We start from the raw sequence: 22,389 nt of genomic DNA on the forward strand, positions 1-22,389 counted from the left end.
ACCAGCACGTAGACGAAGGAAAACAGCAGCACCAGGCCCTGGATCACCGGATAGTCGCGCCTGAGAATGGCATCGACGGTGAGCCGGCCGAGGCCCGGAATGGCGAAGACGCTCTCGGTGACCACGGCGCCGCCGATCAAGAGCGCGATGCCGATGCCGATGACGGTGACGATCGGCACCGCCGCGTTCTTCAGGGCATGCAGGAACAGGATGCCGCCCTGGCTGACGCCCTTGGCCCGCGCCGTGCGCACATAGTCCTGCTGCAGCACTTCCAGCATGGTCGCACGCGTGATGCGGGCGATCAGCGCGATATAGACGCAGCCGAGCGCGATCGAGGGCAGGATCAGGTTCTCGAACCACGGCCACAGCCCCTGCGCGATCGGCGTATAGCCCTGTACCGGCAGCCATTCGAGCTCGAGCGCGAAGAAATAGGCCAGGAGATAACCGACCACGAAGACCGGCACCGAGAACCCGAACACCGCAAACGCCATGATCGCCCGGTCGATCCAGGTGCCGACCTTCCAGGCCGCCATGACGCCCAGCGGCACCGCGATCGACACCGCAAGGATCAGCGTCACGATCATCAGGGACAAGGTCGGCTCGATCCGCTGCGCGATCAGCTGGGTCACCGGCAGCCCGGTGAAGATCGACGTGCCCAGGTCGAAATGAACCAGCCGCCAGACCCATTCGCCGAACTGGACCAGGAACGGCCGGTCGAGCCCCAGGCTCTGGCGGATCTTCTCCACATCCGCCGGAGACGCCTGGTCCCCGGCGATCACCGCCGCGGGATCCCCCGGCGCGATATAAAGCAGCGAGAACACGAACAGGGCGACAACCGCCATCACGGGGATGGTCGAGAGAATGCGCCGGGTGACGTAGACAAACATCAGGACCGTCTTTTCATGAAGCGCTCGAAGCGCGACGGATCAAGGTCCGCCGCGCCCAAGCTGATGCCGATCAACTCTATGCCGGTCAACTCTTGGAAACACCCCAAAAGAACGGCAGCGGCCCCTTGACGATGCCGCTGACATTGCTGCGCCAGGCGGTGTAGCCGAGAAAGAAGCCGGGCGGGACGAAAACGACGTTGTCCAGCGCGGCCTTGTTGAGCGCGCGCATCGCCACCTTTTCCTCATCCAGATTCTTGGCGTCGAACCAGTTGGTCACCTGCTGTTCGACCGCCGGTATGTTGGGCCAGCCGAACCAGGCGCCGTCGCCATTGGCCCGGATGGCGGTGTAGCTCGCCGGATTGATGCAATCGGCACCGGCATGCCAGGAGAAGAAGATGTTCCAGCCGCCCTGGGCGGGCGGCGCCTTCACCGCGCGGCGCTGGCCGGTGGTGCCCCAGTCGGTGGCGACGAAATCGACGTTCATGCCGAGCTTTTTCAGGAGATCGGCGGCGACGTCGCCCTGCGCCTTGGTGATCGGCTGGTCCTGGGCCACCACCATGGTGACCGGCTGGCCCGCATAGCCGCTCTCGGCCAGCAGCTTCTTGGCGCCCTCGATATCGCGCGGGCCTTTCAGGATCTCGCCGCCCTCTTCGTTGTAGAGCGGCGTGCCCGGCGTGAAATAGCCGGGCAGCGGCTTCCACAGATTGTCGTCCGAGCCGACGATCGCCCGCATGAAGTCTTCCTGGTTCAGCGCCATCAGCAGCGCGCGGCGCGCCCTGACGTCGTTGAACGGCGGATGCAGGTGATTCAGGCGGAAAGCGCCGATATTGCCCAGGGGATCGCCAATATCGACCTTGATATTGCGGTTGCGCTTGAGCACCGGCACGAGATCGGCGATCGGGTTCTCCCACCAGTCGACCTCGCCGTTCTGCAGCGCGGCGGAAGCGGTGGCCGGATCCGGCATGATCAGCCATTCGATCCGGTCGACCAGCATCTTCTTGCCGCCGGCGAGCCAGGAGGCCGGCTCGGCGCGCGGCACATAGTCGGCGAAGCGCTCGAACACCGCCTTGGCGCCGGGCACCCAGTCGCCACGGACGAATTTCATCGGGCCGGAGCCGATATATTCGGTGATCTGGGTGAACGGATCGGTCTTGGCGATGCGCTCGGGCATGATGAAGGTGCAGGGCGCGTTGTTCTTGCCCAGCGCCAGCAGCATTTTCGGATAGGGCTTCTTCAGCTTCCAGCGGAACGTGGTGTCGTCGACCGCGACCAGTTCCTCCTGGATCGCCTTGAGCATCAGCCCCATCGGATCGCGCGCCGACCAGCGCGCGAGGCTCGCCACGCAGTCGCGGGCGAGCACCGGCGTGCCGTCATGGAATTTCAATCCGGAGCGCAGCTTGAAGGTCCAGGTCAGGCCGTCGGAGGAAACCTCCTCGGATTCGGTCATCTGGCGTTGCGGCACCAGCTTGTCGTCGACGCCGTAAAGCGTGTCCCAGACCATGGCCGCGGCATTGCGGACCACATATTGGGTGCCCCAGATGGGGTCGAAATTGGCGAGGTTGGCCTGCGGCACGAAACGGAGCGTCTTGGCGGCGGCGCCCTGGCCGAGCGCCGGCGCCGACAGGCCGCCGCTCGCGGCGAGCGCGCCCATGCCGGCGCCCGCCTTGATGAAGTCTCTGCGATCCATAATCAATTCTCCCCTCGAACTGCGCGCCGTCGGTGTCCCACTCTGCCTAAAGCCTGGGCTGTTGCCGCCCTTTGAACAGGCCTTTCGGATCAATCCAGCCTTCGCCGGACCGCCCACGGTAACGCTTGGCAAGGCCTGTGCCATAAGGGGTTTTCCGGATACGGCGGCGGCGCCGGGACGGTTCGGCCTTCCCTGGCAAGGCAGGCGACAACAAACGGCTGCAAAAGCCGCCGGTCGGAGAATGATCAACCACGCGCCGTGCCTGCGATGTGGGCGGGCCATCACTGTGCCTGGCACGGCGGACATCCCTGGCCGCGCGCGCAGGCAAGGCCGTCGCACCGGCAGCAAGGGAGCTATGCCTCGCTCTATTGTGCGCTTATCGCCCCAATGTCTGAATATCGCCCTTGACAGGATCAGCGGGCGGCGCGAGGACAGTGACCCTCACGGAAGCGCAAACCCCCGGAAGGATGGACCATGGCGACATTCATGTCCCTGTCCGACGCCATCGCCGCCAATGTCCACGACGGCGACACCATTGCGATGGAAGGCTTCACCCATCTCATTCCCTATGCGGCGGGCCATGAGGTGATCCGGCAGAAACGCCAGGATCTCACCTTGATCCGCATGACCCCGGACATTCTCTACGATCAGCTGATCGGCATGGGCCAGGTGAAGAAGCTGATCTTTTCCTGGGCCGGCAATCCCGGCGTCGGCTCGCTGCACCGGATGCGCGAAGCGGTCGAGAGCGGCTGGCCGCGCAAGCTCGAGATCGAGGAACATTCCCACGCGGCCATGGCCAATGCCTTCGAGGCCGGCGCCGCCAACCTGCCCTTCGCGGTGTTTCGCGGCTACAAGGGCGTCGACCTGCCGAAGGTCAATCCGCGCATCAAATCGGTGACCTGTCCCTATACCGGCGAAGTGCTGGCCACCGTGCCGGCCGTGCGTCCCGACGTGTCGATCATCCATGCGCTGAGGGCCGACCGCGAAGGCAATGTGCTGCTCGAAGGCATTGTCGGCGTGCAGAAGGAGGCGGTGCTGGCCGCCAAGCGCTCGGTGATCACGGTGGAAGAGATCGTCGACGATTTCGGCCCGCGCAACGCCAATGCGGTGATCCTGCCGGCCTGGACGGTCGGCGCGGTGGTCAAGGTGCCGGGCGGCGCCCACCCGTCCTATGCCCAGGGCTATTACAAGCGCGACAACGCCTTCTATATCGCCTGGGACGCGATTGCCCGCGACCGCGCGACCTTCCTGAAATGGATGGAGGAGCACGTCCTGTCGAAAGGCCCGGAGGCCTTCGCCGCCCATGCCCAGCGCTTCGCGATCGCGGCCGAGTGAAGGAGCCGATCATGACCGACTATACCCCCTCCGAGATCATGACCATCGGCGCGGCGCGGCTGCTCGGCAATGACGATGTCTGTTTCGTCGGCATCGGCGCGCCCTCGGCCGCCTGCAATCTCGCCCGCCTGACCCATGCCCCCAAGATCACCCTGATCTACGAATCCGGCACGCTGTCGACCCGGCCGACGGTGCTGCCCTTGTCGATCGGCGACGGCGAATTGTGCGACACGGCGCTGACCACCGTGCCGGTGCCGGAAATGTTCCGCTACTGGCTGCAGGGCGGCCGGATCACCGTCGGGTTTCTGGGCGGCGCGCAGATCGACCGCTTCGCCAATCTGAACACCACGGTGGTCGGCCCTTATGACAATCCCAAGGTGCGCCTGCCCGGCGGCGGCGGCGCCCCGGAAATCGCCATTCATTGCGGCCAGATCTTCATCATCATGGCCATGGGCCAGCGCGCCTTCATGGACAAGCTGCCCTTCATCACCTCGCTCGGGCACGGCACCGGCAAGGGCTCGCGCGAGGCGCTCGGCGTCAAGACCCGCGGGCCGACCCAGCTGATCACCGATCTCTGCATCTTCGAGCCGGATGAAGCGACCAGCGAACTGACCGTCACCCGGATCCACCCGGGCGTCACCCGCGAGCAGATTCAGGCCAATTGCGGCTGGCCGGTGAAATATGCTGATAAAGTCGGTGAGACGCCGGCGCCGACGGCTACCGAGCTCGCGGTACTGCGCGACCTGCATGCCCGCACCAAGGCGGCGCATGCGGCCTGAGGCCGCGACCGGCCGACGACATCTGGTTTGTGACGAGGAAACGACCATGGCTGATGTGTTCATCTGCGACGCCGTGCGCACCCCGATCGGTCGCTATGGCGGCGCGCTCGCCAAGGTCCGCGCCGACGACCTCGCCGCGGTGCCGCTGAAGGCGCTGCTGGCCCGCCACCCGGCCATCCGGGACGCCATCGACGAGGTGATCTTCGGCTGCGCCAACCAGGCCGGCGAGGACAATCGCAACGTCGCGCGCATGGCGAGCCTGCTCGCCGGGCTGCCCGAGGCGACGCCGGCACTGACCGTCAACCGGCTCTGCGCCTCCGGCCTCGACGCGGTCGGCGCCGCCGCCCGCGCGGTGAAGGCCGGCGACATCGACCTGGCCATCGCCGGCGGCGTCGAAAGCATGACGCGCGCGCCCTTCGTGATGGGCAAATCGGCCGAGCCGTTCCAGCGCACCTCGGAAATCTTCGACACGACGATCGGCTGGCGTTTCATCAATCCGCTGATGAAGGCGCAATATGGCGTCGATTCCATGCCGGAGACCGGCGAGAACGTCGCCGACGAGTTCCAGGTCTCGCGCGACGCGCAGGACGCCTTCGCCTTGCGCTCGCAGCACCGCGCCGGCAGGGCGATCGCATCCGGCTATTTCGCCGAGGAGATCGTGCCGGTCGAGATCGCCGGCGGCAAGGCCGGCCCGACCATCGTCGACAAGGACGAGCATCCTCGCCCCGAGACCACGGCGGAAGGCCTCGCCAAGCTGAAGGCCTTCGTGCGCCAGCCGGGCACGGTGACCGCCGGCAATGCCTCGGGCGTCAATGACGGCGCCGCCGCCATGATCATCGCTTCGGAAGCGGCGGTGAAGAAATACGGCCTGACCCCGCGCGCCCGGATCCTCGGCCTGGCGTCGGCCGGCGTGCCGCCCAGGATCATGGGCATCGGGCCGATTCCGGCGGTGAAGAAACTGGTCGAGCGGCTCGGCATCAAGGTGTCCGATTTCGACGTGATCGAGCTCAACGAGGCCTTCGCCAGCCAGGGCATCGCGGTGCTGCGCGGCATCGGCGTGCCCGAGGACGCCGACCACGTGAACCCCAATGGCGGCGCCATCGCGCTCGGCCATCCGCTCGGCATGTCGGGCGCCCGGATCGCGGCGACCGCGGTGCATCAGCTGGAAAAGACCGGCGGCCGCTACGGCCTCGCCACCATGTGCGTCGGCGTCGGCCAGGGCGTGGCGCTGGCGGTCGAACGGATCAGCTGAACCGGCGGGACTTGATCGACATCAAACCGGCCGGGCCAAAAGCCCGGCACACCGACAAGAAGCCTCGAAGCTTCAGGCAACCAAGGGAGCGAGCCGATGTCGTTGGAGTTTCCACGCAAGTCGACGCTGGCGCATCCGCCGAGCCTGCATCCGGCCTATACCAGCACGGTGCTGCGCGCGCCGAAGAAGCCGCTGATCATCGTGCCGCATACGCTGTCCGAGCTCACCGGACCGGTCTATGGCCACGACAAGGTGAGCGAGGCCGACAGCGACCTGACCCGCCAGCATGACGGCGAGCCGCAGGGCGAACGCATCATCGTCACCGGCCGGGTGCTCGACGAGGACGGCCGGCCGGTGCCGAACGCGCTGGTCGAGCTCTGGCAGGCCAACGCCGCCGGGCGTTATGTCCACACCCGCGACCAGCACCCAGCCCCGCTCGACCCGAACTTCACCGGCGCCGGCCGCTATGTCACCGGCGAGGACGGGCGCTACCGCTTCACCACCGTGAAGCCGGGTGCCTATCCCTGGCGCAACCACCACAATGCCTGGCGGCCGGCGCATATCCATTTTTCGGTGTTCGGCCCGTCCTTCCTGTCGCGCCTGGTGACCCAGATGTATTTTCCGGGTGACCCGCTGTTCCCGTTCGACCCGATCTTCAACGGCATTCACGACGCCAGGGCGCGCGAGCGGCTGATCTCGCGCTTCGACCTCGACACGACAGTGCCCGAATGGGCGCTCGGCTATCAGTTCGACATCGTGCTGCGCGGCCGCGAGGCCACTCCCATGGAAGAGCCCCATGACCACTGATCGTCTGACCACTGATCGTCCGGACGGCATTTCACCCTCGCAGACCGTCGGGCCGTTTTTCCACTACGGCCTGACGCCCGGCAGCGCCTATGCGCAGGTGCCCGTCACGGTCGACGGCCAGGTCGCCGCACCCGGCACGCCGGGCGAGCGCATCGTCGTCACCGGCCGCGTCTTCGACGGCGAGGGCGCGCCGGTGCCCGATGCCATGATCGAGATCTGGCAGGCCGATAGCGAGGGCCGCTACGCCCATCCCGCCGATGGCCGGGCGCGCGCCAGCAACACCTTCATGGGTTTTGGCCGCTCCGACACGCTGGCCGACGGAACCTACCGGTTCGAAACGGTCAAGCCCGGCCGCGCGCCCGGCCTGAACGGCGCCGAACAGGCGCCGCATCTGCTGGTCGCGGTGTTCGGCCGCGGCATGCTGAAACACCTCTATACGCGGATCTATTTCGACGGCGAGGCGTCGAACGCGACCGACGCCATCCTCAACCTGGTGCCGGCCGAGCGTCGGCAGACCCTGATCGCCAGGCGCGAGGGCGCGACCTACCGGCTCGACATCCGCCTGCAGGGCGACGACGAGACGGTGTTCTTCGAGATCTGAGACGAGTATCGCGGCGCAGTGATTATGACTCTTTGACTGGGTCGGCGCGGCGACGTTTTTCGCTGGCCTGAAGTCGTGGATGGCCGGGACAAGCCCGGCCAAGACGAGAATTGCCCTTGAGCGACGGATCCTGGATCGACTGCGCAGGACCGGCACCGGGGCCCATGATACCGTGAGCTCAACATATCGTCCTGCCCGGGCTTGTCCCGGGCATCCACGAATTGCTTGCACCAAAATCAACCGGTCATAATCACTGAGCAGCGGCACTACCCCCGGGCGGCAACCGCCAGCGCCGCGCCGGCCATGACCGCGCCGGTGCCGCGATTGACCAGCTTCATCGCCCGGGGGCTGGTGATGAACCGGCGCGCCCGGGCGGCGGCGAGCGCATAGGTCCACATCGCCACCGACAGGATCGTCATCATCACCAGGCCGAGCTCGACCGCCATGACCGGGCCGAGGCTCGCCAGATCGACCACCAGCGGCAGGATGGACACGAAGAAGACCATGACCTTGGCATTGCCCATGGTCAGCGCCAGGCCGCCGAGAAACAGCTTGAAGCCCTCGCCATTGGCCTGTTCGGCCGCCCGCGGCGCCTCGGCCGGGGCGGTCCACAGCTTGTAGGCGAGAAAAAGCAGGTAGGCGGCGCCGGCATATTTGATGATCAGGAACAGCGTGTGGAAATTCTGCGCCAGCGCCGCAAGCCCGAGCGCCACCAGCGCGAACCAGACGAGATCGCCGGCGACGATGCCCCAGATGAACGGCGCCGTGCGCCTGAGGCCGGTGCCGAGCACCCGCGCGACGACCGCGGCGACCGCCGGACCCGGCGAAAAGGTCGCCATGGCATAGACGCCGCAGAACAGCAGGAAGCCGGAGAGATCCATGGGCGCGGTCCTCACGCGAAGGGCCGGCCATGAAACATCCGGCCGGGGCCCGTGTCGAGCCCAGGCTGCGCCTCGCCGTCACAGCGCGTGATCGATCACCTTGCGCATGACGGTTGGAAAGGCCTCGCCGGCGATCTCGTCGAGCCCGATCCAGCGCATGCCCGACGGCGCCGCCGTACCGGCCGGGGCGCGCCCGCGGAAAACCGCGAGCTCGAGCGGGAAATGGGTGAAGACATGGGTCACCACCCCGGGCACACGGCTGAAATCGAGCGCCAGCGGGGCATCCGCCTCGGCGGTCGCGACGGCGAAATCGGCACTCCAGGCGCCGCCGGGGATTTCGGTCATGCCGCCGAGCAGGCCCCGGGGCGGCCGGGTCCTGACCAGGAGATGGCCGTCGGCCCTGAGCACCACGAAGGCCGCGCCGCGCCTGAGCTTGCCGGTCGCCTTCGGGACTTTGCGTGGATAGCTCTCCTGGGTCCCGGCCTTGCGGGCGAGGCAGAACCGCTCCCAGGGGCAGAGCGAGCAGGCCGGCCGTTTCGGCGTGCAGATGGTCGCGCCGAGATCCATCATGGCCTGGGCGAAATCGCCCGGCCGGTCCGGATCGAGCAAGGCCGCGACCCGCGCCTTGATCGCCGGCTTGGCGCCCGGCAGTTCCGCCTCCATGGCATCGAGACGCGTCACCACCCGCTCGACATTGCCGTCGACCACAGCCTCCGGCTGATCGAAGGCGATGGCGGCAATGGCCGCCGCCGTATAGTCGCCGATGCCGGGCAGGCTCCTGAGGCCGTCGACGGTCGCCGGAAACCGGCCGCCATGCCGCTCGGCGACGACGAGCGCGCAGGCGTGCAGGTTGCGCGCCCGCGAATAATAGCCGAGCCCGGCCCAGGCCTTCATCACCTCCTCGATCGGGCTTCGCGCCAGGGCCTCGACGGTCGGCCAGCGTTCGGTGAAGCGGGCGAAATAGGGCCCGACCGCCTTGACGGTCGTCTGCTGCAGCATGATTTCCGACAGCCACACCCGGTAGGGGTCGACGCCAGCGCCGGGCAGCGCGCGCCAGGCCAGCCGGCGGCGATGCCGGTCATACCAGGCGAGCAGTTCAAAAGCCTGATCGGGCGGCGCATCGGCCTCACGCCGGCGGGCCGGGCGTGCTAAGGTCCCTGACGTCATGGTGCGACTCGCATGGATCGACCCTGACGCGAGGCGAGCGCGCTTTCAACGGTCAACGATCATGAACACACAGCCGTTCCGCCGCAGGGGGCCGCGTCCGCTGGCCGACCTGGTCTCCGCCCAGATCGCCGAGACCCTTCAGAAGGCCGGCTTTGCCGCCACCGAGGTGGTCACGCGCTGGGACGAAATCGTCGGCGAGGATCTCGCCCGGCGCTGTTCGCCGATCAAGATCGCCTGGCCGAAGCGGACCCAGGCGACGGCCGAGCCGGAGCCCGGCACCCTGCACGTGCGGGTCGAAGCGCCGTTCGCGCTGGAGGTCCAGCACATGGCCCCTGTGGTGATCGAGCGGGTCAATGCCTTTTTCGGCTGGCGCTGCGTCGCCGCGATGCGGCTGACCCAGGTGCCGATGGCACCGAAGCGGCGCCCGGCCGGCCCGAAACCGGCTCCGGCCGACGAGCGGCGGCTCGCCGAGGCGCTGGCCGGCTTCGAGGACGAAGGGCTGCGCCAGGCGGTCGCCCGTTTCGGCCGGGCGGTCGGACGCAAGACCGCGGCGCGATGAGGCGCTAGCGTCACGATAACCCTCTTCGTCGGCGCGCGATGACGAGGGCGGCGATTGCTGATAGTTTCACATGAATCAAGCTCGGGCATATTTCCGCCTCACGTGGCGCGGAACATGGCTCGTCTCGCAGTTGCATTTTCGCCGCGCGAAGCGCTTTTCACGTCGCCTGGAAATGCCGTCATTCAGGAAGTGCCATGATCCGCTCGACCGTGATCCGCTCGACCGCCTTCGCCGCCTTGCTCGCCCTGGCCGCGGCCATGCCGGCCCATGCGCAATCGGGCCTGGACGACGAAACCCGCGACCGGGTCCTGCTCATTCACCAGAGCCGCGGCACGCTGGCGCCGGGCACCCGGCCGAAATGCTTCCCGGCGCGCATGGATGAAACCGTCGCCTCGGCGCAGTTCCAATGTCCCTGGGGCCGGCCGAACGGCCAGCCCAATCTGCCCACCGCCCGCAGCTTCTGGGGCCTGGTCGGCAATTACTGAGCTGGCCGGCCTCTTCGGATCTTAGGGCGTCTCCAGCCGGAAGCCGCCACCCTCGAAGACATAGATGACGCCCTGACGGACAAAGGTTTCCGCCGCGTCCGGCTTGGAGAGGCCGCCGGCCAGCGCCATCAGCGCACGGCCGACGCCGCCATGGGCGACCACCACGCTGTCGCGCTCGATCAGCCGCAGGAACGCCTTCAGCCGGTCGGCGACCGCTTCGTAATTCTCACCCGACGGCGGCGTCACATGCCATTTGTCGGCGATCCGCGCCGCGGCGAGCTCGGGGTTCGTCTGCTCGACATTGGACCAGGTCAGGCCTTCCCACTGGCCGAACGCGATCTCCTTCAAGCGGTCGTCGGTGCGATAGGCGCGCGCGGCGAGACCGAGCTTGATGCGCATCAGCTCCATGGTCTCGCGCGCCCGCGACAGCGGGCTCGCCCAATAGGCCAGATCCTCGAAGCGGCCATCGAGCCTGGCCAGCACGCCGGCGACCTCCTCGGCCTGCACCCGGCCGAGATCATTCAACGGAATGTCACGCTGGCCTTGCAGGCGGCCCTCGGCGTTCCAGTCGGTTTCGCCATGGCGGATGAAGTAGATGACGGGCATCATGTCGGACATTTCGGCTGGCGTGTCGACGGCGGATATGACCCGTCGCGCATGGCTTGTCGAGGCGAAATCCGGGCGAGCGTCGAAATGAAAAGGGCTTGACCCGGACGGCGCGGCACGCCAACTGCGCCTGAGCTCGACTGGAACCACGCCCGTGACCGCATCGCCCTACCTTCGGCTCGGCCTCATCGCCGTCGTCGCGACACTTGCCATCGACCAGGCCTTCAAGGTCTTCATGCTGCAGGTCGTCGATATCGAAGCCCGCCAGTCGATCACCGTCGCGCCGGTGCTCGACCTGGTCATGGCCTGGAACTACGGCGTCTCGTTCGGCCTGTTCCAGCAGGAAAGCGCCTGGGGCCAATGGGCCCTCGTCGCGTTCAAGATCGGCGCCGTCGCGCTGATCGGCTGGTGGCTCTACCGCGCCGAAAGCCGCCTGACGGCCTTGTCTCTCGGCCTGATCGCCGGCGGCGCGCTCGGCAACGGCCTCGACCGCATCCTCTATGGCGCGGTCGCCGACTTCTTCGCCTTCCACATCATCACGCCGACCTGGCAGTTCCGCTGGTACATCTTCAACCTGGCCGATGTCGCCATCGTTGCGGGGGTTGGCCTGCTTCTGTATGAGTCCCTCTTCGGTGGCCGGCCGCACGCCTCGAAATCGGCGTGATTGGGCTGAATAAGGCCGCAACGACGATGCCCACGGGCGTCGCCGACAACACAAGGTGACGATCATGACGCGCTTCCATGTCGCGCTCCTCGCCACGGCGTTCGGCCTGTCCGCCTCGGCCGCCCTGGCGCAACAGGCTCCGCCGCCCGCACAAGGCGAAGGCGCGCTCGAACGCAACATGTTCCAGGGGCTGCTCAGCGGCCTCGGCATCGTCGACGGCGAGCGTCCGGTGATCGATTATCGCGAGCGGGCGCCCCTGGTGCTGCCGCGCAACAGCGCCTTGCCGGCGCCGCAGGATTCCGCCGCCTCGCGCAATCCCGCCTGGCCGAACGACCCCGATGTCGCCCGCGCCCGGGCGCTCGGCCTGTCCGACAACACCCCGATCGTGCGCGACGACCTCGGCCGCACCCTGACCAATGGCGAGCTCAGGGCGCGCCAGGGCGGCGGCTGGTTCGGCGGCGGTCCGGTCGACACCACCCGCCAGCAGTCGCAGCAGGAGATCTCGGGCCCCGCCGGCGCCGCCGCCATGGGCGTCCGTCCGATCTGGCAGCAGGTCGGCTCGCTGTTCGGGCCGGCCCAGCAGGACGCCGTCGTGCCGTTCCCCGGCGAGCCGACCCGCCGCCGGCTGGTCGAGCCGCCGCCTGGCTATCGCACCGCCTCGCCGGACGCCCCCTACGGGCCGGTCGGACGGCGGCCGGAAGATCCGAGCGCGGCCTATAACCGCCAGACCAGCGGACAGGATCCCGCGCGCACCGGCGGCTCGCAGTGATCCAGCAGGATGTGAACCGGCCATGCTCAACCGCCTGACCCCGGGCCGTCCAGCCGATGGCGAAGCCGAGCTTCGCTATCTCGACGGCGACTATCGCATCGTCAGGCCCGGCGCCTTCGTGCGCTGCGCCGTGACCGGCCAGGCGATCGTTCTGGACGACCTGAAATATTGGAGCGTCCAGCTTCAGGAAGCCTATGCGAGCCCGGAAGCGGTGCTCGCGCGGCAGCATCCCGCCCGCTTCAAGATGCTGTCGGGCGGCTGAACGGCCGAAGCAGCCGGTCGAGCGCGGCCGGCTCGTCCGGCGTCAGCCGGACCGGCACGACGGTGGCCGCCGCGCCGAGCGCGGCAAGTGCGGCCGAGCCATGCAATTTGACCGCGTCCTTTTCGGTGGTGACCAGCGGCAGGCCGGTGCGTGAGGCCTCGTCGAGCAGCCGCCGCGCATCGCCGTCCCCATAGGCGTGATGATCCGGAAACGGGCGGAGCACGGCATTGCGCGCGCCCGCCTCACCCAGCGTCTCGATGAATTTCGCCGGCCGTCCGATGCCGCAGAAGGCCAGGACGTCACGCCCCGCGAGCCAGGCGGCAACGGCCGGATCCGGTACCAGCCGGGCCGTGATGACGACGTGCCCCTGTTCCGCCGCGCGAGCCGCGAGATCCTCACCAGCCGGGCCCGAACCGACGACCAGCAGCGCCTGCGCCCGGGCCAGCTGGGGCGCGAAAGGCGCCCTGAGCGGACCCGCCGGGATGATCCGGCCATTGCCGAGGCCAGCGGCGGCATCGACGACGAGAACCGCGAGATCCTTGATCAGGGAGGGATTCTGGAAACCGTCATCCATCACCACGATGGTCGCGCCCTGGCTTGCCGCGCATGCGGCGCCGGCGACCCGGTCACGCGCGACGACGGTGAGGAAGTTTCGGGCGTGAACCAGCGCCTCGTCGCCTACCGCCGGGGCGTCGTGCCGGCCTGGATCGACTTGCAGCGGGCCGGAAAGCCGGCCGCCATAACCACGGGTCAGGATCGCCGGCCGATGGCCGAGCGTCGCCAGCCGGCTCGCGACCATCAGCGTCGCGGGGCTCTTGCCCGAGCCGCCGACGGTCGGATTGCCGATACAGATCACCGGTAGGGCGGCGCGCGCACCCGGCCCTGCCATGCGCCTGAGCGTCACCGCCCCGACAATGGATCCCAGCGGCGAAAGAAGACGCCCGGCAATGTCGGCCGGATCGGACCAGAAGCCCGGCGCCTTCACGCGCAGGTCCTCACGACGCGTTTCTCACGATGCATTTTTCACGACGCATTTTTCATGGCCAACGCCAGGAAATAGGGCTCGATGGCGGCAAGCGTCCGCTCCAGGGCGCCGCCGAGCGATGCCACGGTCTCGCCGGCGGCCTGCCGCTGGGCGGCCCGCTGCCCCGGGTCGGTCAGCAGCAGGGTCACGGTCGCGGCCAGGCTCTCCGCGGTGTCGACCTGCCTGACGCCGCCCTTTTCAGCAAGCGCCGCATAGACGGCGGCGAAATTATGCACATGCGGCCCGTGCAGGATGGCGGCGCCGAGCTTGGCCGGCTCGATCGGGTTCTGGCCGCCGTGCCGGATCAACGAGCCGCCGAGCAGGGCCACCGGCGCCATGCGGTAGAACAGCCCCATCTCGCCCAAGGTGTCGGCGACATAGACGGCGGTCCCGACATCGGGAAGCCCGCCGGCCGAACGCTGGGCCGTTACCAGCCCCTCGCTCTCCGCGAGCCCGGCGATGGCGCCGCCGCGCTCGGGATGGCGGGGCGCGATGATGGTCAAGAGATTTGGCAGGCGCGGCGCCATCAGCCGGTGCGCCTTCAGCACGATCTCGTCCTCGCCCTCATGGGTCGAGGCGGCCAGGAAGACCGGCCGGCTGCCGATCGCCTGGGTCAGGGCGGTGGCGGCCGCCGGCTCCGCCGCCGGCGCCGGTACGTCGAATTTCAGGTTGCCGGTGGTCGACACCCGCGGCGCGCCGAGCGCCTCGACGCGGCGGGCGTCATCGACCGTCTGCATCAGGCACAGCTCGAAACGCGACAGAAGCGATCCGATCGAGCGCGGCACGCGCATCCAGCCCTTGAACGATCGCTCCGACATGCGCCCGTTGACCTGGATCAGCGGCGTGCCGCGCGCGGTGGTGCGCATGATCAGGTTCGGCCAGAGCTCGGATTCGGCGAAGATCGCCAGATCCGGCTGCCAATGGTTGAGAAAGCGGTCGACGAAGGACGGCACGTCCCAGGGCATGAACTGGTGAATGGCGCCCGGCGGCAGGCGCTTGGCGGCCAGTGCCGCCGCGGTCCGCGTCACCGTGGTGACCAGCACCGTGACGCCGCGCGCCTGCAAGCGCTGAACGAGCGGCACGATCGACAGGAATTCGCCGACGCTCGCGCCATGGAGCCAGACCAGCCGGCCCGGCGGGCGGGCCACGGTCGCCGTGCCACGGCGTTCCTGGACCCGGGCCGGGTCTTCCTTGCCCTGGCCGAGACGCCGGCGGGCCAGGAGATCGGCGGCTGGTGCCAGCAGCGCCGTGGCCCGCGCGTAACTGCGCAACAATGCGGTCGTGCGATAGCGCTGCCACTCAGCCATTGCCGGCCCCGGCGCGGTTTTGCGGTTCCTGCGGCGCGCCGGCTTCGGAGCCCCGCCGCGAGGCGTCCGACCGGTCGCGGGCACTGATCAGCGCGGCGACCTCGTCATCCGACCACAGCGCCGGCGCGGCACGACCCTCGGCAATCTCATAGGCCCTGGCCGTTGCCCGGTTCATCTCGTCTTCCACCGCTTGCCGCCAGATTTCCAGCGCCGCGTCGTCGACATCGGCAGGCACCCAGATCGGCTTGCCGGCGACCACTGCACCCCGGGACAATGGCAGATTGATGCTCGCCTTGTCCCAGGACTTCAAGTCGATGCGCCGCGCGGTGGCGATGGCGATCGGCAGGATCGGCCGGCCCGAATGCTTGGCCAGCATGACGATGCCCAGCCCGGCTTTCCTGGCAACCTTCGGCACGTCGGCGGTGACCGCCACCGTGGTGCCGGATTTCAGCGTCTCGAGCATTTCGAAGAAAGCGCCGACACCGCCCTTGCGGGCGAACTGGCCGCGATGGTCGCCCGAGCCGCGGATCGTCCTGATGCCGAGCTTCTCGGCGGCGATGGCGTTCATTTCACCGTCGGCCGAGCGCGAGATCAGCACCGCCGCCTCGATCTCCGGCTTGCGCACGAAGGGGGTCAGGAAATGCTGACCGTGCCACATGGCGAAGATCACCGGCAGGTTGGCATCGGCATAATCGTAGAGATTGGGCGGGTCGAAGGCGAACCGGCCGGTGTTCCAGACCAGCTTGAGATAGCCGGCCAGGAAGGAGCCCGCGGCCGAGCGCACGCGCGCCGACCGGCCGAGGCGTTTCAGGAAGGACATGGGACGAGCGGTCGCCGGCGTCAGGCCGCGTCCGGATCGAGCAGGCGATGCAGATGGACGATGAAGAAGCGCATATGCGCATTGTCCACGGTCTGCTGGGCCTTGCCCTTCCAGGCGGCGTGCGCGGTGGCGTAATTGGGGAAGATGCCGACGACCTCGAGCTTGGACAGGTCCTTGAACTCGGTGCCGTCGAGACGCGTCAGCTCGCCGCCGAAGACGAGATGCAGAAGCTGCTTGGTTTCGCTGGTGCCGGACATGGCGACAGTCACTCCGTCAATTCGTGACCGTTCGCGGCGGCCGATCGAGCACGCTACCGGATTGTGCTGGTCAACAGCCCGTGCAGCGGAAAACCGGCGCAAACGAGCGGAACATGCACGGGAGCGGGCCGGTTATAGATGGGCACGGCACCGTCGAAGCCGGTCAATGATGCGCCTGCTTCGTGCACCAAAAGATCGGCCGCCGCAAGGTCCCAGTCATGGCTGCGGCCACCGGCGAAGCCGGCATCGATCTCGCCGGCCGCGACCTTGGCGAAGCGCAGGGCCAGGGAATGGATCTTCGGCAGCAGGATGGCGCCTTGCGCCTGGGCCCTTTCCAGCATCGGCTTCGGCCCGGCGAGACGGGCGCCGCTGAGGCTGCCGCGCGTGCCCGCGGCGATCCGCCGGCCGCCAATGGTCGCGCCGTGGCCGAGAGCGGCGGCAAAGACGCGCCGGGCTTCCGGTTCGGCCAGGGCCGCGGCCACCGGCCGGCCGTCGCGCACGACCGCCAGCGACACCGTCCAGTCCGGCAGGCCGCCGGCGAAGGCGCGGGTGCCGTCGATCGGATCGACGATGAACACATGCCGCTTGCCGAGCCTGGCGGGGTCGTCGGCGGTTTCTTCGGAGAGCCAGCCGAACTCGGGCCGCGCGGCGCCCAGGCGCTCCTTCAGGAAGGTGTCGATGGCGATATCGGCCTCGGTGACCGGCGAGGAATGTTCCTTCGTCCAGGTCTTCATGCCGCGCTTGGCGAAGTCGACCGCGATCGCGCCCGCTTCCGTCGCGAGCGCGACCAGCAGATCGCGCAGCACCAGATCGTCAGCGTCCGGCAATGGTCAGGCCTTCGACCAGCACGGTCGGTGCGTTGGTGCCATATTTGAAGCTGAGATCGTTGGCCGGCGTCAGATTCAGGAACATGTCGACCAGGTTGCCGGCAATGGTGATCTCGGCCACCGCGAAAGCCAGCTCGCCATTCTCGATCCAGAAGCCGGAACAGCCGCGGGAATAGTCGCCGGTGACCATGTTGACGCCGCTGCCGATCATGTCGGTGACATAGAGCCCGTCCTTGATCGACCGGATCATCGCCTCCGGCGTCTCGGTGCCGGCGGCAAGGTGAAGATTGGTGCTGCCGGGCGCCGGCGGACCGCCGACGCCGCGGCTGGCATGGCCGGTGGTCTTCAGGCCGAGCTCACGGGCCGTCGCCGTGTCCAGGAACCAGCTGGTCAGGATGCCGTCCTCGATCACCGCCAGGCGGCTGGCGGCAACGCCCTCGCCGTCGAACGGCCGGGAGCCGAGGCCGCGCGGCCGCAGGGGATCGTCGATGATGGCGACGCCCGGCTTGAAGACGCGCTGGCCGAGCTTGTCGCGCAGGAATGAGGTCTTGCGCGCCACGGCCTGGCCGTTGACGGCCCCCGCCAGATGGCCCGGGAAACTCGCCGCGGTGCGTGGATCGAAAATGACGGGCACCTTGCGGGTATCGACCTTGCGCGGATTCAGGCGGCGCACCGCCCGCTCGCCGGCGCTGATGCCGATGGCCTCGGGCGAGTCCAGGTCGGCGCGATGACGCACCGAGGAATAATCATAGTCGCGTTCCATGCCGGTGCCCTCGCCGGCGATCGCGGTGACCTGGAACGAGGTCCAGGAGCCGAGCGAGGCGCCCTCGAAACCGGTCGAGGTGACCAGCGCGAAACCGCCGAGACCGGCGCTTGCCCCCGCCCCACCGGATTTGCTGACACCGGTCACGGCCAGCGCCGCGGCTTCCGTGCGGCGGGCGAGCTCCTCGAGTTCGGCGACATCGGCCAGCATCGGATCGAGCAGATCGAGATCGGGCCAGCGCTTGGCGAGCTCGGCCGGATCGGCGAGGCCGGCCACCGGATCCTCGGGGGCGACGCGGGCGATGGCGATCGCCCGCTCGGCGAGCGCCGCGACATCCTCGCGCGGGTCATTGGACGAGACCGAAGCGCTGCGCCGGCCGACAAAGACGCGCAGGCCCACGTCGTCGCCTTCGGCCCGGTCGGTAGCCTCGACCTTGCCGTCGCGCAGCTGGATGCCGACCGACATGCCGCGTACCGCCACCACGTCGGCGGCATCGGCACCGGCCTTGCGCGCGGCCGCCGCCAGGCGGCGCGCCCGATCGATGAGAATCTCGGTATCGAGCAGATCGGACATGAGCATGCCTGTGGCCATCGGAAGGGTTGTCCCGGTGTAGGGGGCGGAACGGCCGGTTTCAAGGCGCCATGGCCGATTCATCCGGTGGCCCGCCGCACGATCGCGCGAGCAGAGCTTCGGTCGAATCGCAGCGAATTCCGTAATGATTGATTCATCCTGCCTCTGAAGCTTTGCGAAAGCACGTCTCCCAAGCATTCCGAAAGCAAGCACGCCAAGCCTTTCTCAAGCATAGCCAAACAACCGCATATGTCCGGATTGGATTGAGCTCCGCTTAACCGTTCCGCTTAAGCTCGCAGACAAGAAATGCTGCGACAGTCGGGATAACGACGGGGCGAGAGCTGCTCATGAAGCGGCCGAAGACCCCAGGGAGCATGCAAGTGTCGCGTCAAACGGAATCCGGCGGAGCCTCCGCCGGGATCGAGGCCCTGCGCCTCGATCCCACCCGCCTTCCGGCCCGCTTCTCCGTCCCCGACGCCGGGGCGGACGGCGGTGCCCGGTCGATCGACCTCTTCGACGATCGCCTGGTCATCCGCAGGACCGCCGGCGGCGCCAAGATGAAGCTGCAATTGCCCGTTGCCGCCTATCGCGGCGTCGCGGTGCGGGTCGGCGACGGTGCCATCCATGGCACGGACAGGGTCGAGGTCGTGCTGGTTCACGCCGATCCGGACCTCAACGTGCCGCTCTTCGTTGCCGCCGACGGCGACGAGGTTGTCGCCGAATGGCAGTTCTGGGCGCGCGCCTTCGCCTTGCCGCTGCTGGTGATCGAACAGGACGGCCTGATCCGCGAGGCTTTCGACCGGCTCGGCCAGGTTACTCTCGGCCGGCCCGGACCGCGCCGGCGGCGCCATTCCGCGCTGCGCGCCCGCCGCCCGATGGCGCTGATGCGCCGCAAGGCCGGCGGAGCGGTCGCCGGACGGCCGGTCCATCGCGAACGGGAAATCATCGCGCGGTCGTGACCGGGCTTTGCGCGACCATGGCGGACTGACGCATTGCATCTTCGCCGAGCCCTGGCGCAAAGTCCGGCCATTCCCGCGGCAAGGATCGCGGGGCCGGAGAGCACTGTCATGCCGATATCGCGACGCGGCATCCTCGCCTCGAGCGCGCTGGCCGGATCGGCCGCCGCCTTCGGCGCCGCGCCGGCGCGCGCCCAGATGACGCTGCGGGCACAGGCGCCCGACGCGGCGACGACGAGTGTCGACATCGTCCAGCTGATGGTTCCCGGCCCGCTCGGCGACTGCACGCTCGGCGCGCCCGACGCCGCCGTCACCCTGGTGGAATATGCCTCGGCGACCTGCCCGCACTGCGCGCAGTTCCACATCGCCACGCTGCCCGGACTGAAGCAGAAATTCATCGACCGCGGCCATATGCGGCTGGTGTTCCGCGAATATCCGCTGAACCAGCTCGACCTCGCCGCCTATATCTTCGCCCGCTGCACGCTCGGCTCGCAGGGCCGGGCACTCGGCGACCAGGAGCGCTATTTCGTCTATCTCGACGCCCTGTTCCGCCAGCAGCGGCAGTGGATGGGCGCCGACAACCCGATCGTCGCGCTGGCCAGGATCGCCACCAGCGTCGGCTATGCGCAGGAGGATCTCGAGCGGTGCCTGCGCGATCAGGCGATCCTCGACGCGGTCCTGCACAGCCGCGACCGCGCGGCCGGCCGCTTCGGGGTCAATTCGACGCCGACCTTCTTCGTCAACGGCCGCAAGGCAACCGGCAGCGATGCCGATCTCGAGGCCTTGATCGGCACATTGCTCTAACGTCACCCGGCCGCGCGGTTTCTCGCGGAACCGTGACTATCGCGGCCAGGTCAAGTGATCGTCGCGATGTTGCCATGCTGGAACGCGACGGGTATTGGCGTTGACATGCTTTGACTGGGCACAAGGAAAAATCGACATGTCATTGTCGCGTAGAGAACTTCTCGAGGGGACGGCCGGCCTGGCACTGACCGGCGCGCTGGCGCTGGCATCGACCGGCCCCGCGCTCGCCCAGGGCCCGCGGCGCAGCGCGGCCGAAACCGTCGACGTCAAGGAGCTGATGACGCCCGGCCCGCTCGGCGATTGCGTCCTCGGCAATGCCGATGCACCGGTGACGCTCGTCGAATATGCCTCGTTGACCTGCGGCCACTGCGCGCATTTCCACACTGCCATCCTGCCGGGACTGAAGGAAAAATATATCGATACCGGCAAGGTGAAGCTGGTGTTCCGCGAGTTCCCGCTGAACCAGCTCGATACCGCCGTCTATATGCTGACGCGTTGCGCGCTCGGTGCCGACGGCATGTCCAGCGGCGACCAGTCGCGCTATTTCGCGATGATCAACGTGTTCTTCCGGGAACAGCGCAACTGGGCCTTCACCAATGACCCGCTGACCGCCGTCACCGGCATCGCTCGGCAGGCCGGCATCACCCAGGCGGCCTTCGAGGCCTGCCTGAACAACCAGGCGATCCTGGACGCGCTGAACGCGGTGCGCGATCGCGCCACCAGCGTGTTCGGCGTCGATTCGACCCCGACCTTCTTCGTCAATGGCCGCCGGGTTCTCGGTGCCCAGCCGTTGGAGGAATTCGAGAAGGTCATCCTGCCGCTGCTGCCGCCGGCCTGACCGGCGCCCCCCTCGGAGACTCAAGAAAAAGGCCGCCGGGAGCGATCCCGGCGGCCTTTTTGATCGTCTTGAAGGGCCTGGCGCCGATCAGTTCAGCTTTGCCTTGACCTCGGCGATGCCGGCCTTGATCAGGTCGTTGCCACCGGCGCCCCTGGCGATATCGGCGAGCACCGCGCCGGCAGCAGCGGTCGCGACATCGGCCGCGGCAGCCCGCACATCGGCAACCGCCTGCGCTTCGGCCTGGGAGATCTTGGCTTCGGCCATCTTGGTGCGACGGGCGACGAAGTCCTCGACCTTGGTCTTGGCTTCGGCCGCGAGCCGCTCGGCGTCGGCCTTGGCCGCCGCGACGATGGCGACCGCTTCCTTCTCGGCCGCGACCTGCTTGGCCTTGTAATCGGCGACGATGGCCTGGGCTTCCTCACGCAGGCGCTTGGCCTCGGCGAGTTCGCCCTGGATCTTGCGACCACGGTCGTCGATGGCGTTCAGCACCAGCTTGTGGACACCGAAATAGCCGAGGATCCCGACAAAGATCAGAAAGGCGACGGCGACCCAGGTTTCAGCTTCGAAGAACATGGTGCTTTCCTCAGCTCTTCAGGGCCGCGTCGACGGCCTTCTCGACATCGTCAGCGGCCGGCGCCTTGCCGGTCAGCTGCAACACGATGCTCGGGGCCGTCTCGATGGCGATACCGCGGACATTGGTCATCGCCTGGGTCTTGGCGGCGGCGATCTGTGCTTCGGCCTTCTGCAGCTTGGCGGTCAGATCGGCCTCCAGGGCCTTGCGGGTGGTCTCCGCCTCGGCCGCGACCTTGGCATGGGTTTCGGCGGCGATCGCCTGGGCATTGCCGCGGGCATCGGCCAGAGACTTCTCGTAGGCCGCACCGGCGGCTTCCGACTCGGCCTTCAGCCGCTGCGCTTCCTCGAGATCGCGGGCGATCCGCTCGCTGCGGTCCTGCAGGATGCCGCCAATGCGCGGCAAAGCCACCTTGGACAGCAGCCAGTAGAGCAGGCCGAATGCGATCACCAGCCACAGGATCTGCGACAGGAAGGTATCGCCCTGGAAGGGCGGGAACCCTACGCTACCGTGTGCATCATGCGGCACGGAGGTTCCGGCGGAATGCGCGCCGGTTGTCGTGGGAGAAGCCATGACCGATCCTCAGGATCCTAAAGCAAGCCGAGAAGGGCCCGGCGCCATTGGCGCCGAAGCCCCGGGATATCGGGGGCGGCGCGATGGCCGCCCGGCCGGCTCGTATCAGACCGCGAAGAGCAGCAGGAGCGCGATCAGGAGCGAGAAGATCCCGAGCGCTTCGGTCACGGCGAAGCCGAAAATCAGACGCGGGAACTGGCCGTCAGCGGCGCTCGGGTTGCGCAGGGCGCCCGAAAGGAACTGACCGAAGATGTTGCCCACGCCAATGGCGGCGCCGGCCATGCCGATGCAGGCCAGGCCCGCGCCGAGATACTTCGCTGCAACCGGATCCATGATGA

Annotated in this window: 27 protein-coding genes; 13 read left to right on the forward strand and 14 right to left on the reverse strand. The window is 68.1% G+C overall.

The features are described from left to right. On the reverse strand, window positions 1–887 hold an 887-nt coding region (locus AC07WJ_RS00005), incomplete at its 3' end, for an ABC transporter permease (protein ID WP_494932474.1). 85 nt (window positions 888–972) lie between these two features. Then, window positions 973–2,574: an ABC transporter substrate-binding protein gene (locus AC07WJ_RS00010; RefSeq protein WP_494932475.1), complete on the reverse strand. Its 1,602-nt coding sequence runs from the start codon at window positions 2,572–2,574 to the stop codon at window positions 973–975. 474 nt (window positions 2,575–3,048) lie between these two features. On the opposite strand from AC07WJ_RS00010, the gene AC07WJ_RS00015 reads away from it, so the two are divergent. From AC07WJ_RS00015 to pcaG, 5 genes are all read left to right on the forward strand, one after another. Then, a complete protein-coding gene (locus AC07WJ_RS00015) occupies window positions 3,049–3,909 on the forward strand; it encodes a CoA transferase subunit A (RefSeq protein ID WP_494932476.1) in 861 nt (286 codons plus the stop codon). Window positions 3,910–3,920: 11 nt separating this feature from the next. Next, a complete protein-coding gene (locus AC07WJ_RS00020; protein ID WP_494932477.1) occupies window positions 3,921–4,688 on the forward strand; it encodes a CoA-transferase subunit beta in 768 nt (255 codons plus the stop codon). A 46-nt stretch (window positions 4,689–4,734) separates the two neighbouring features. Beyond that, entirely contained in the window at window positions 4,735–5,940 is a 1,206-nt protein-coding gene (gene pcaF / locus AC07WJ_RS00025) for a 3-oxoadipyl-CoA thiolase (RefSeq protein WP_494932478.1), read from the forward strand. Between the two features lie 96 nt (window positions 5,941–6,036). Beyond that, a complete protein-coding gene (pcaH, locus tag AC07WJ_RS00030; RefSeq protein WP_494932479.1) occupies window positions 6,037–6,747 on the forward strand; it encodes a protocatechuate 3,4-dioxygenase subunit beta in 711 nt (236 codons plus the stop codon). Beyond that, window positions 6,737–7,348 (forward strand): protocatechuate 3,4-dioxygenase subunit alpha, encoded by a 612-nt coding sequence (pcaG, locus tag AC07WJ_RS00035; RefSeq protein ID WP_494932480.1) that lies wholly within the window; start codon window positions 6,737–6,739, stop codon window positions 7,346–7,348. The genes pcaH and pcaG overlap by 11 nt, the downstream gene beginning before the upstream one ends. A gap of 266 nt (window positions 7,349–7,614) precedes the next feature. On the opposite strand, the gene AC07WJ_RS00040 is transcribed toward pcaG, so the two are convergent. Both AC07WJ_RS00040 and mutY read right to left on the reverse strand, forming a co-directional pair. Then, window positions 7,615–8,229 carry a LysE family translocator gene (locus AC07WJ_RS00040; RefSeq protein WP_494932481.1) on the reverse strand — a complete coding sequence of 205 codons (615 nt, stop codon included), beginning with the start codon at window positions 8,227–8,229 and terminating at the stop codon, window positions 7,615–7,617. A gap of 78 nt (window positions 8,230–8,307) precedes the next feature. After that, on the reverse strand, window positions 8,308–9,396 hold the full coding sequence (mutY, locus tag AC07WJ_RS00045; RefSeq protein ID WP_494932482.1) for an A/G-specific adenine glycosylase: 1,089 nt from the start codon (window positions 9,394–9,396) through the stop codon (window positions 8,308–8,310). Window positions 9,397–9,457: 61 nt separating this feature from the next. Between mutY and AC07WJ_RS00050 the strand changes: the two genes are divergently transcribed. Both AC07WJ_RS00050 and AC07WJ_RS00055 read left to right on the forward strand, forming a co-directional pair. Beyond that, complete coding sequence (locus AC07WJ_RS00050; protein ID WP_494932483.1) at window positions 9,458–9,955, forward strand: DUF721 domain-containing protein; 498 nt, start codon at window positions 9,458–9,460, stop codon at window positions 9,953–9,955. Between the two features lie 194 nt (window positions 9,956–10,149). Continuing rightward, window positions 10,150–10,440: a hypothetical protein gene (locus AC07WJ_RS00055; protein WP_494932484.1), complete on the forward strand. Its 291-nt coding sequence runs from the start codon at window positions 10,150–10,152 to the stop codon at window positions 10,438–10,440. Window positions 10,441–10,461: 21 nt separating this feature from the next. On the opposite strand, the gene AC07WJ_RS00060 is transcribed toward AC07WJ_RS00055, so the two are convergent. Next, window positions 10,462–11,046, reverse strand: a complete 585-nt coding sequence (locus AC07WJ_RS00060) for a histidine phosphatase family protein (protein WP_494933796.1) — start codon at window positions 11,044–11,046, stop codon at window positions 10,462–10,464. Window positions 11,047–11,200: 154 nt separating this feature from the next. On the opposite strand from AC07WJ_RS00060, the gene lspA reads away from it, so the two are divergent. The 3 genes from lspA to AC07WJ_RS00075 all read left to right on the forward strand — a co-directional run bounded on the left by lspA (window position 11,201) and on the right by AC07WJ_RS00075 (window position 12,741). Continuing rightward, window positions 11,201–11,710, forward strand: a complete 510-nt coding sequence (gene lspA / locus AC07WJ_RS00065) for a signal peptidase II (RefSeq protein WP_494932485.1) — start codon at window positions 11,201–11,203, stop codon at window positions 11,708–11,710. Between the two features lie 64 nt (window positions 11,711–11,774). Next, entirely contained in the window at window positions 11,775–12,479 is a 705-nt protein-coding gene (locus AC07WJ_RS00070) for a hypothetical protein (RefSeq protein WP_494932486.1), read from the forward strand. Between the two features lie 22 nt (window positions 12,480–12,501). Beyond that, the gene (locus AC07WJ_RS00075; RefSeq protein WP_494932487.1) at window positions 12,502–12,741 is read left to right on the forward strand and encodes a DUF2093 domain-containing protein; all 240 of its coding nucleotides are present in this window, start codon (window positions 12,502–12,504) and stop codon (window positions 12,739–12,741) included. Here the strand turns inward: AC07WJ_RS00075 and lpxK are convergent. Genes lpxK through AC07WJ_RS00105 form a run of 6 tightly spaced genes read right to left on the reverse strand, consistent with a single transcriptional unit; the run spans window position 12,719 to window position 18,312 of the window. Continuing rightward, complete coding sequence (gene lpxK / locus AC07WJ_RS00080; protein ID WP_494932488.1) at window positions 12,719–13,726, reverse strand: tetraacyldisaccharide 4'-kinase; 1,008 nt, start codon at window positions 13,724–13,726, stop codon at window positions 12,719–12,721. The two genes, AC07WJ_RS00075 and lpxK, sit on opposite strands and share 23 nt — an antisense overlap. Window positions 13,727–13,764: 38 nt before the next feature. Then, complete coding sequence (locus AC07WJ_RS00085) at window positions 13,765–15,072, reverse strand: 3-deoxy-D-manno-octulosonic acid transferase (RefSeq protein WP_494932489.1); 1,308 nt, start codon at window positions 15,070–15,072, stop codon at window positions 13,765–13,767. Continuing rightward, window positions 15,065–15,892, reverse strand: coding sequence for a lysophospholipid acyltransferase family protein (locus AC07WJ_RS00090; RefSeq protein WP_494932490.1), 828 nt, complete (start codon window positions 15,890–15,892; stop codon window positions 15,065–15,067). The genes AC07WJ_RS00085 and AC07WJ_RS00090 overlap by 8 nt, the downstream gene beginning before the upstream one ends. A gap of 20 nt (window positions 15,893–15,912) precedes the next feature. Then, the gene (locus AC07WJ_RS00095) at window positions 15,913–16,149 is read right to left on the reverse strand and encodes a DUF4170 domain-containing protein (protein ID WP_494932491.1); all 237 of its coding nucleotides are present in this window, start codon (window positions 16,147–16,149) and stop codon (window positions 15,913–15,915) included. 53 nt (window positions 16,150–16,202) lie between these two features. Next, window positions 16,203–16,976, reverse strand: a complete 774-nt coding sequence (locus AC07WJ_RS00100; RefSeq protein WP_494932492.1) for a 3'(2'),5'-bisphosphate nucleotidase CysQ — start codon at window positions 16,974–16,976, stop codon at window positions 16,203–16,205. Beyond that, window positions 16,963–18,312 (reverse strand): TldD/PmbA family protein, encoded by a 1,350-nt coding sequence (locus AC07WJ_RS00105; RefSeq protein ID WP_494933797.1) that lies wholly within the window; start codon window positions 18,310–18,312, stop codon window positions 16,963–16,965. Before AC07WJ_RS00105 ends, AC07WJ_RS00100 begins: the two co-directional genes overlap by 14 nt. Window positions 18,313–18,683: 371 nt before the next feature. Here AC07WJ_RS00105 and AC07WJ_RS00110 point away from each other — a divergent pair, with 371 nt between their 5' ends. From AC07WJ_RS00110 to AC07WJ_RS00120, 3 genes are all read left to right on the forward strand, one after another. Then, window positions 18,684–19,268 (forward strand): DUF6101 family protein, encoded by a 585-nt coding sequence (locus AC07WJ_RS00110; RefSeq protein WP_494932493.1) that lies wholly within the window; start codon window positions 18,684–18,686, stop codon window positions 19,266–19,268. Between the two features lie 108 nt (window positions 19,269–19,376). Next, window positions 19,377–20,069 carry a thioredoxin domain-containing protein gene (locus AC07WJ_RS00115; protein ID WP_494932494.1) on the forward strand — a complete coding sequence of 231 codons (693 nt, stop codon included), beginning with the start codon at window positions 19,377–19,379 and terminating at the stop codon, window positions 20,067–20,069. Window positions 20,070–20,205: 136 nt separating this feature from the next. Continuing rightward, window positions 20,206–20,907 (forward strand): DsbA family protein, encoded by a 702-nt coding sequence (locus tag AC07WJ_RS00120; protein ID WP_494932495.1) that lies wholly within the window; start codon window positions 20,206–20,208, stop codon window positions 20,905–20,907. 87 nt (window positions 20,908–20,994) lie between these two features. On the opposite strand, the gene AC07WJ_RS00125 is transcribed toward AC07WJ_RS00120, so the two are convergent. The 3 genes from AC07WJ_RS00125 to AC07WJ_RS00135 all read right to left on the reverse strand — a co-directional run bounded on the left by AC07WJ_RS00125 (window position 20,995) and on the right by AC07WJ_RS00135 (window position 22,384). Beyond that, window positions 20,995–21,480 carry a F0F1 ATP synthase subunit B family protein gene (locus AC07WJ_RS00125; protein WP_494932496.1) on the reverse strand — a complete coding sequence of 162 codons (486 nt, stop codon included), beginning with the start codon at window positions 21,478–21,480 and terminating at the stop codon, window positions 20,995–20,997. 10 nt (window positions 21,481–21,490) lie between these two features. Next, window positions 21,491–22,051, reverse strand: a complete 561-nt coding sequence (locus AC07WJ_RS00130; RefSeq protein WP_494932497.1) for a F0F1 ATP synthase subunit B — start codon at window positions 22,049–22,051, stop codon at window positions 21,491–21,493. Between the two features lie 105 nt (window positions 22,052–22,156). Then, window positions 22,157–22,384 carry a F0F1 ATP synthase subunit C gene (locus AC07WJ_RS00135; RefSeq protein ID WP_136960505.1) on the reverse strand — a complete coding sequence of 76 codons (228 nt, stop codon included), beginning with the start codon at window positions 22,382–22,384 and terminating at the stop codon, window positions 22,157–22,159. Window positions 22,385–22,389 lie beyond the last annotated feature (5 nt).

This window comes from Phreatobacter sp. GW821-FHT04C01 (assembly GCF_059420385.1).

Coding starts and splice junctions, on each gene's coding strand:
- AC07WJ_RS00010 (WP_494932475.1), bottom strand. CDS start 2,574: ATGGATCGCAGAGACTTCATCAAGGCGGGCGCCGGCATGGGCGCGCTC.
- AC07WJ_RS00015 (WP_494932476.1), top strand. CDS start 3,049: ATGGCGACATTCATGTCCCTGTCCGACGCCATCGCCGCCAATGTCCAC.
- AC07WJ_RS00020 (WP_494932477.1), top strand. CDS start 3,921: ATGACCGACTATACCCCCTCCGAGATCATGACCATCGGCGCGGCGCGG.
- pcaF (WP_494932478.1), top strand. CDS start 4,735: ATGGCTGATGTGTTCATCTGCGACGCCGTGCGCACCCCGATCGGTCGC.
- pcaH (WP_494932479.1), top strand. CDS start 6,037: ATGTCGTTGGAGTTTCCACGCAAGTCGACGCTGGCGCATCCGCCGAGC.
- pcaG (WP_494932480.1), top strand. CDS start 6,737: ATGACCACTGATCGTCTGACCACTGATCGTCCGGACGGCATTTCACCC.
- AC07WJ_RS00040 (WP_494932481.1), bottom strand. CDS start 8,229: ATGGATCTCTCCGGCTTCCTGCTGTTCTGCGGCGTCTATGCCATGGCG.
- mutY (WP_494932482.1), bottom strand. CDS start 9,396: ATGACGTCAGGGACCTTAGCACGCCCGGCCCGCCGGCGTGAGGCCGAT.
- AC07WJ_RS00050 (WP_494932483.1), top strand. CDS start 9,458: ATGAACACACAGCCGTTCCGCCGCAGGGGGCCGCGTCCGCTGGCCGAC.
- AC07WJ_RS00055 (WP_494932484.1), top strand. CDS start 10,150: ATGATCCGCTCGACCGTGATCCGCTCGACCGCCTTCGCCGCCTTGCTC.
- AC07WJ_RS00060 (WP_494933796.1), bottom strand. CDS start 11,046: ATGCCCGTCATCTACTTCATCCGCCATGGCGAAACCGACTGGAACGCC.
- AC07WJ_RS00070 (WP_494932486.1), top strand. CDS start 11,775: ATGACGCGCTTCCATGTCGCGCTCCTCGCCACGGCGTTCGGCCTGTCC.
- AC07WJ_RS00075 (WP_494932487.1), top strand. CDS start 12,502: ATGCTCAACCGCCTGACCCCGGGCCGTCCAGCCGATGGCGAAGCCGAG.
- AC07WJ_RS00085 (WP_494932489.1), bottom strand. CDS start 15,072: ATGGCTGAGTGGCAGCGCTATCGCACGACCGCATTGTTGCGCAGTTAC.
- AC07WJ_RS00090 (WP_494932490.1), bottom strand. CDS start 15,892: ATGTCCTTCCTGAAACGCCTCGGCCGGTCGGCGCGCGTGCGCTCGGCC.
- AC07WJ_RS00095 (WP_494932491.1), bottom strand. CDS start 16,149: ATGTCCGGCACCAGCGAAACCAAGCAGCTTCTGCATCTCGTCTTCGGC.
- AC07WJ_RS00105 (WP_494933797.1), bottom strand. CDS start 18,312: ATGTCCGATCTGCTCGATACCGAGATTCTCATCGATCGGGCGCGCCGC.
- AC07WJ_RS00110 (WP_494932493.1), top strand. CDS start 18,684: ATGCAAGTGTCGCGTCAAACGGAATCCGGCGGAGCCTCCGCCGGGATC.
- AC07WJ_RS00115 (WP_494932494.1), top strand. CDS start 19,377: ATGCCGATATCGCGACGCGGCATCCTCGCCTCGAGCGCGCTGGCCGGA.
- AC07WJ_RS00120 (WP_494932495.1), top strand. CDS start 20,206: ATGTCATTGTCGCGTAGAGAACTTCTCGAGGGGACGGCCGGCCTGGCA.
- AC07WJ_RS00125 (WP_494932496.1), bottom strand. CDS start 21,480: ATGTTCTTCGAAGCTGAAACCTGGGTCGCCGTCGCCTTTCTGATCTTT.
- AC07WJ_RS00130 (WP_494932497.1), bottom strand. CDS start 22,051: ATGGCTTCTCCCACGACAACCGGCGCGCATTCCGCCGGAACCTCCGTG.
- AC07WJ_RS00135 (WP_136960505.1), bottom strand. CDS start 22,384: ATGGATCCGGTTGCAGCGAAGTATCTCGGCGCGGGCCTGGCCTGCATC.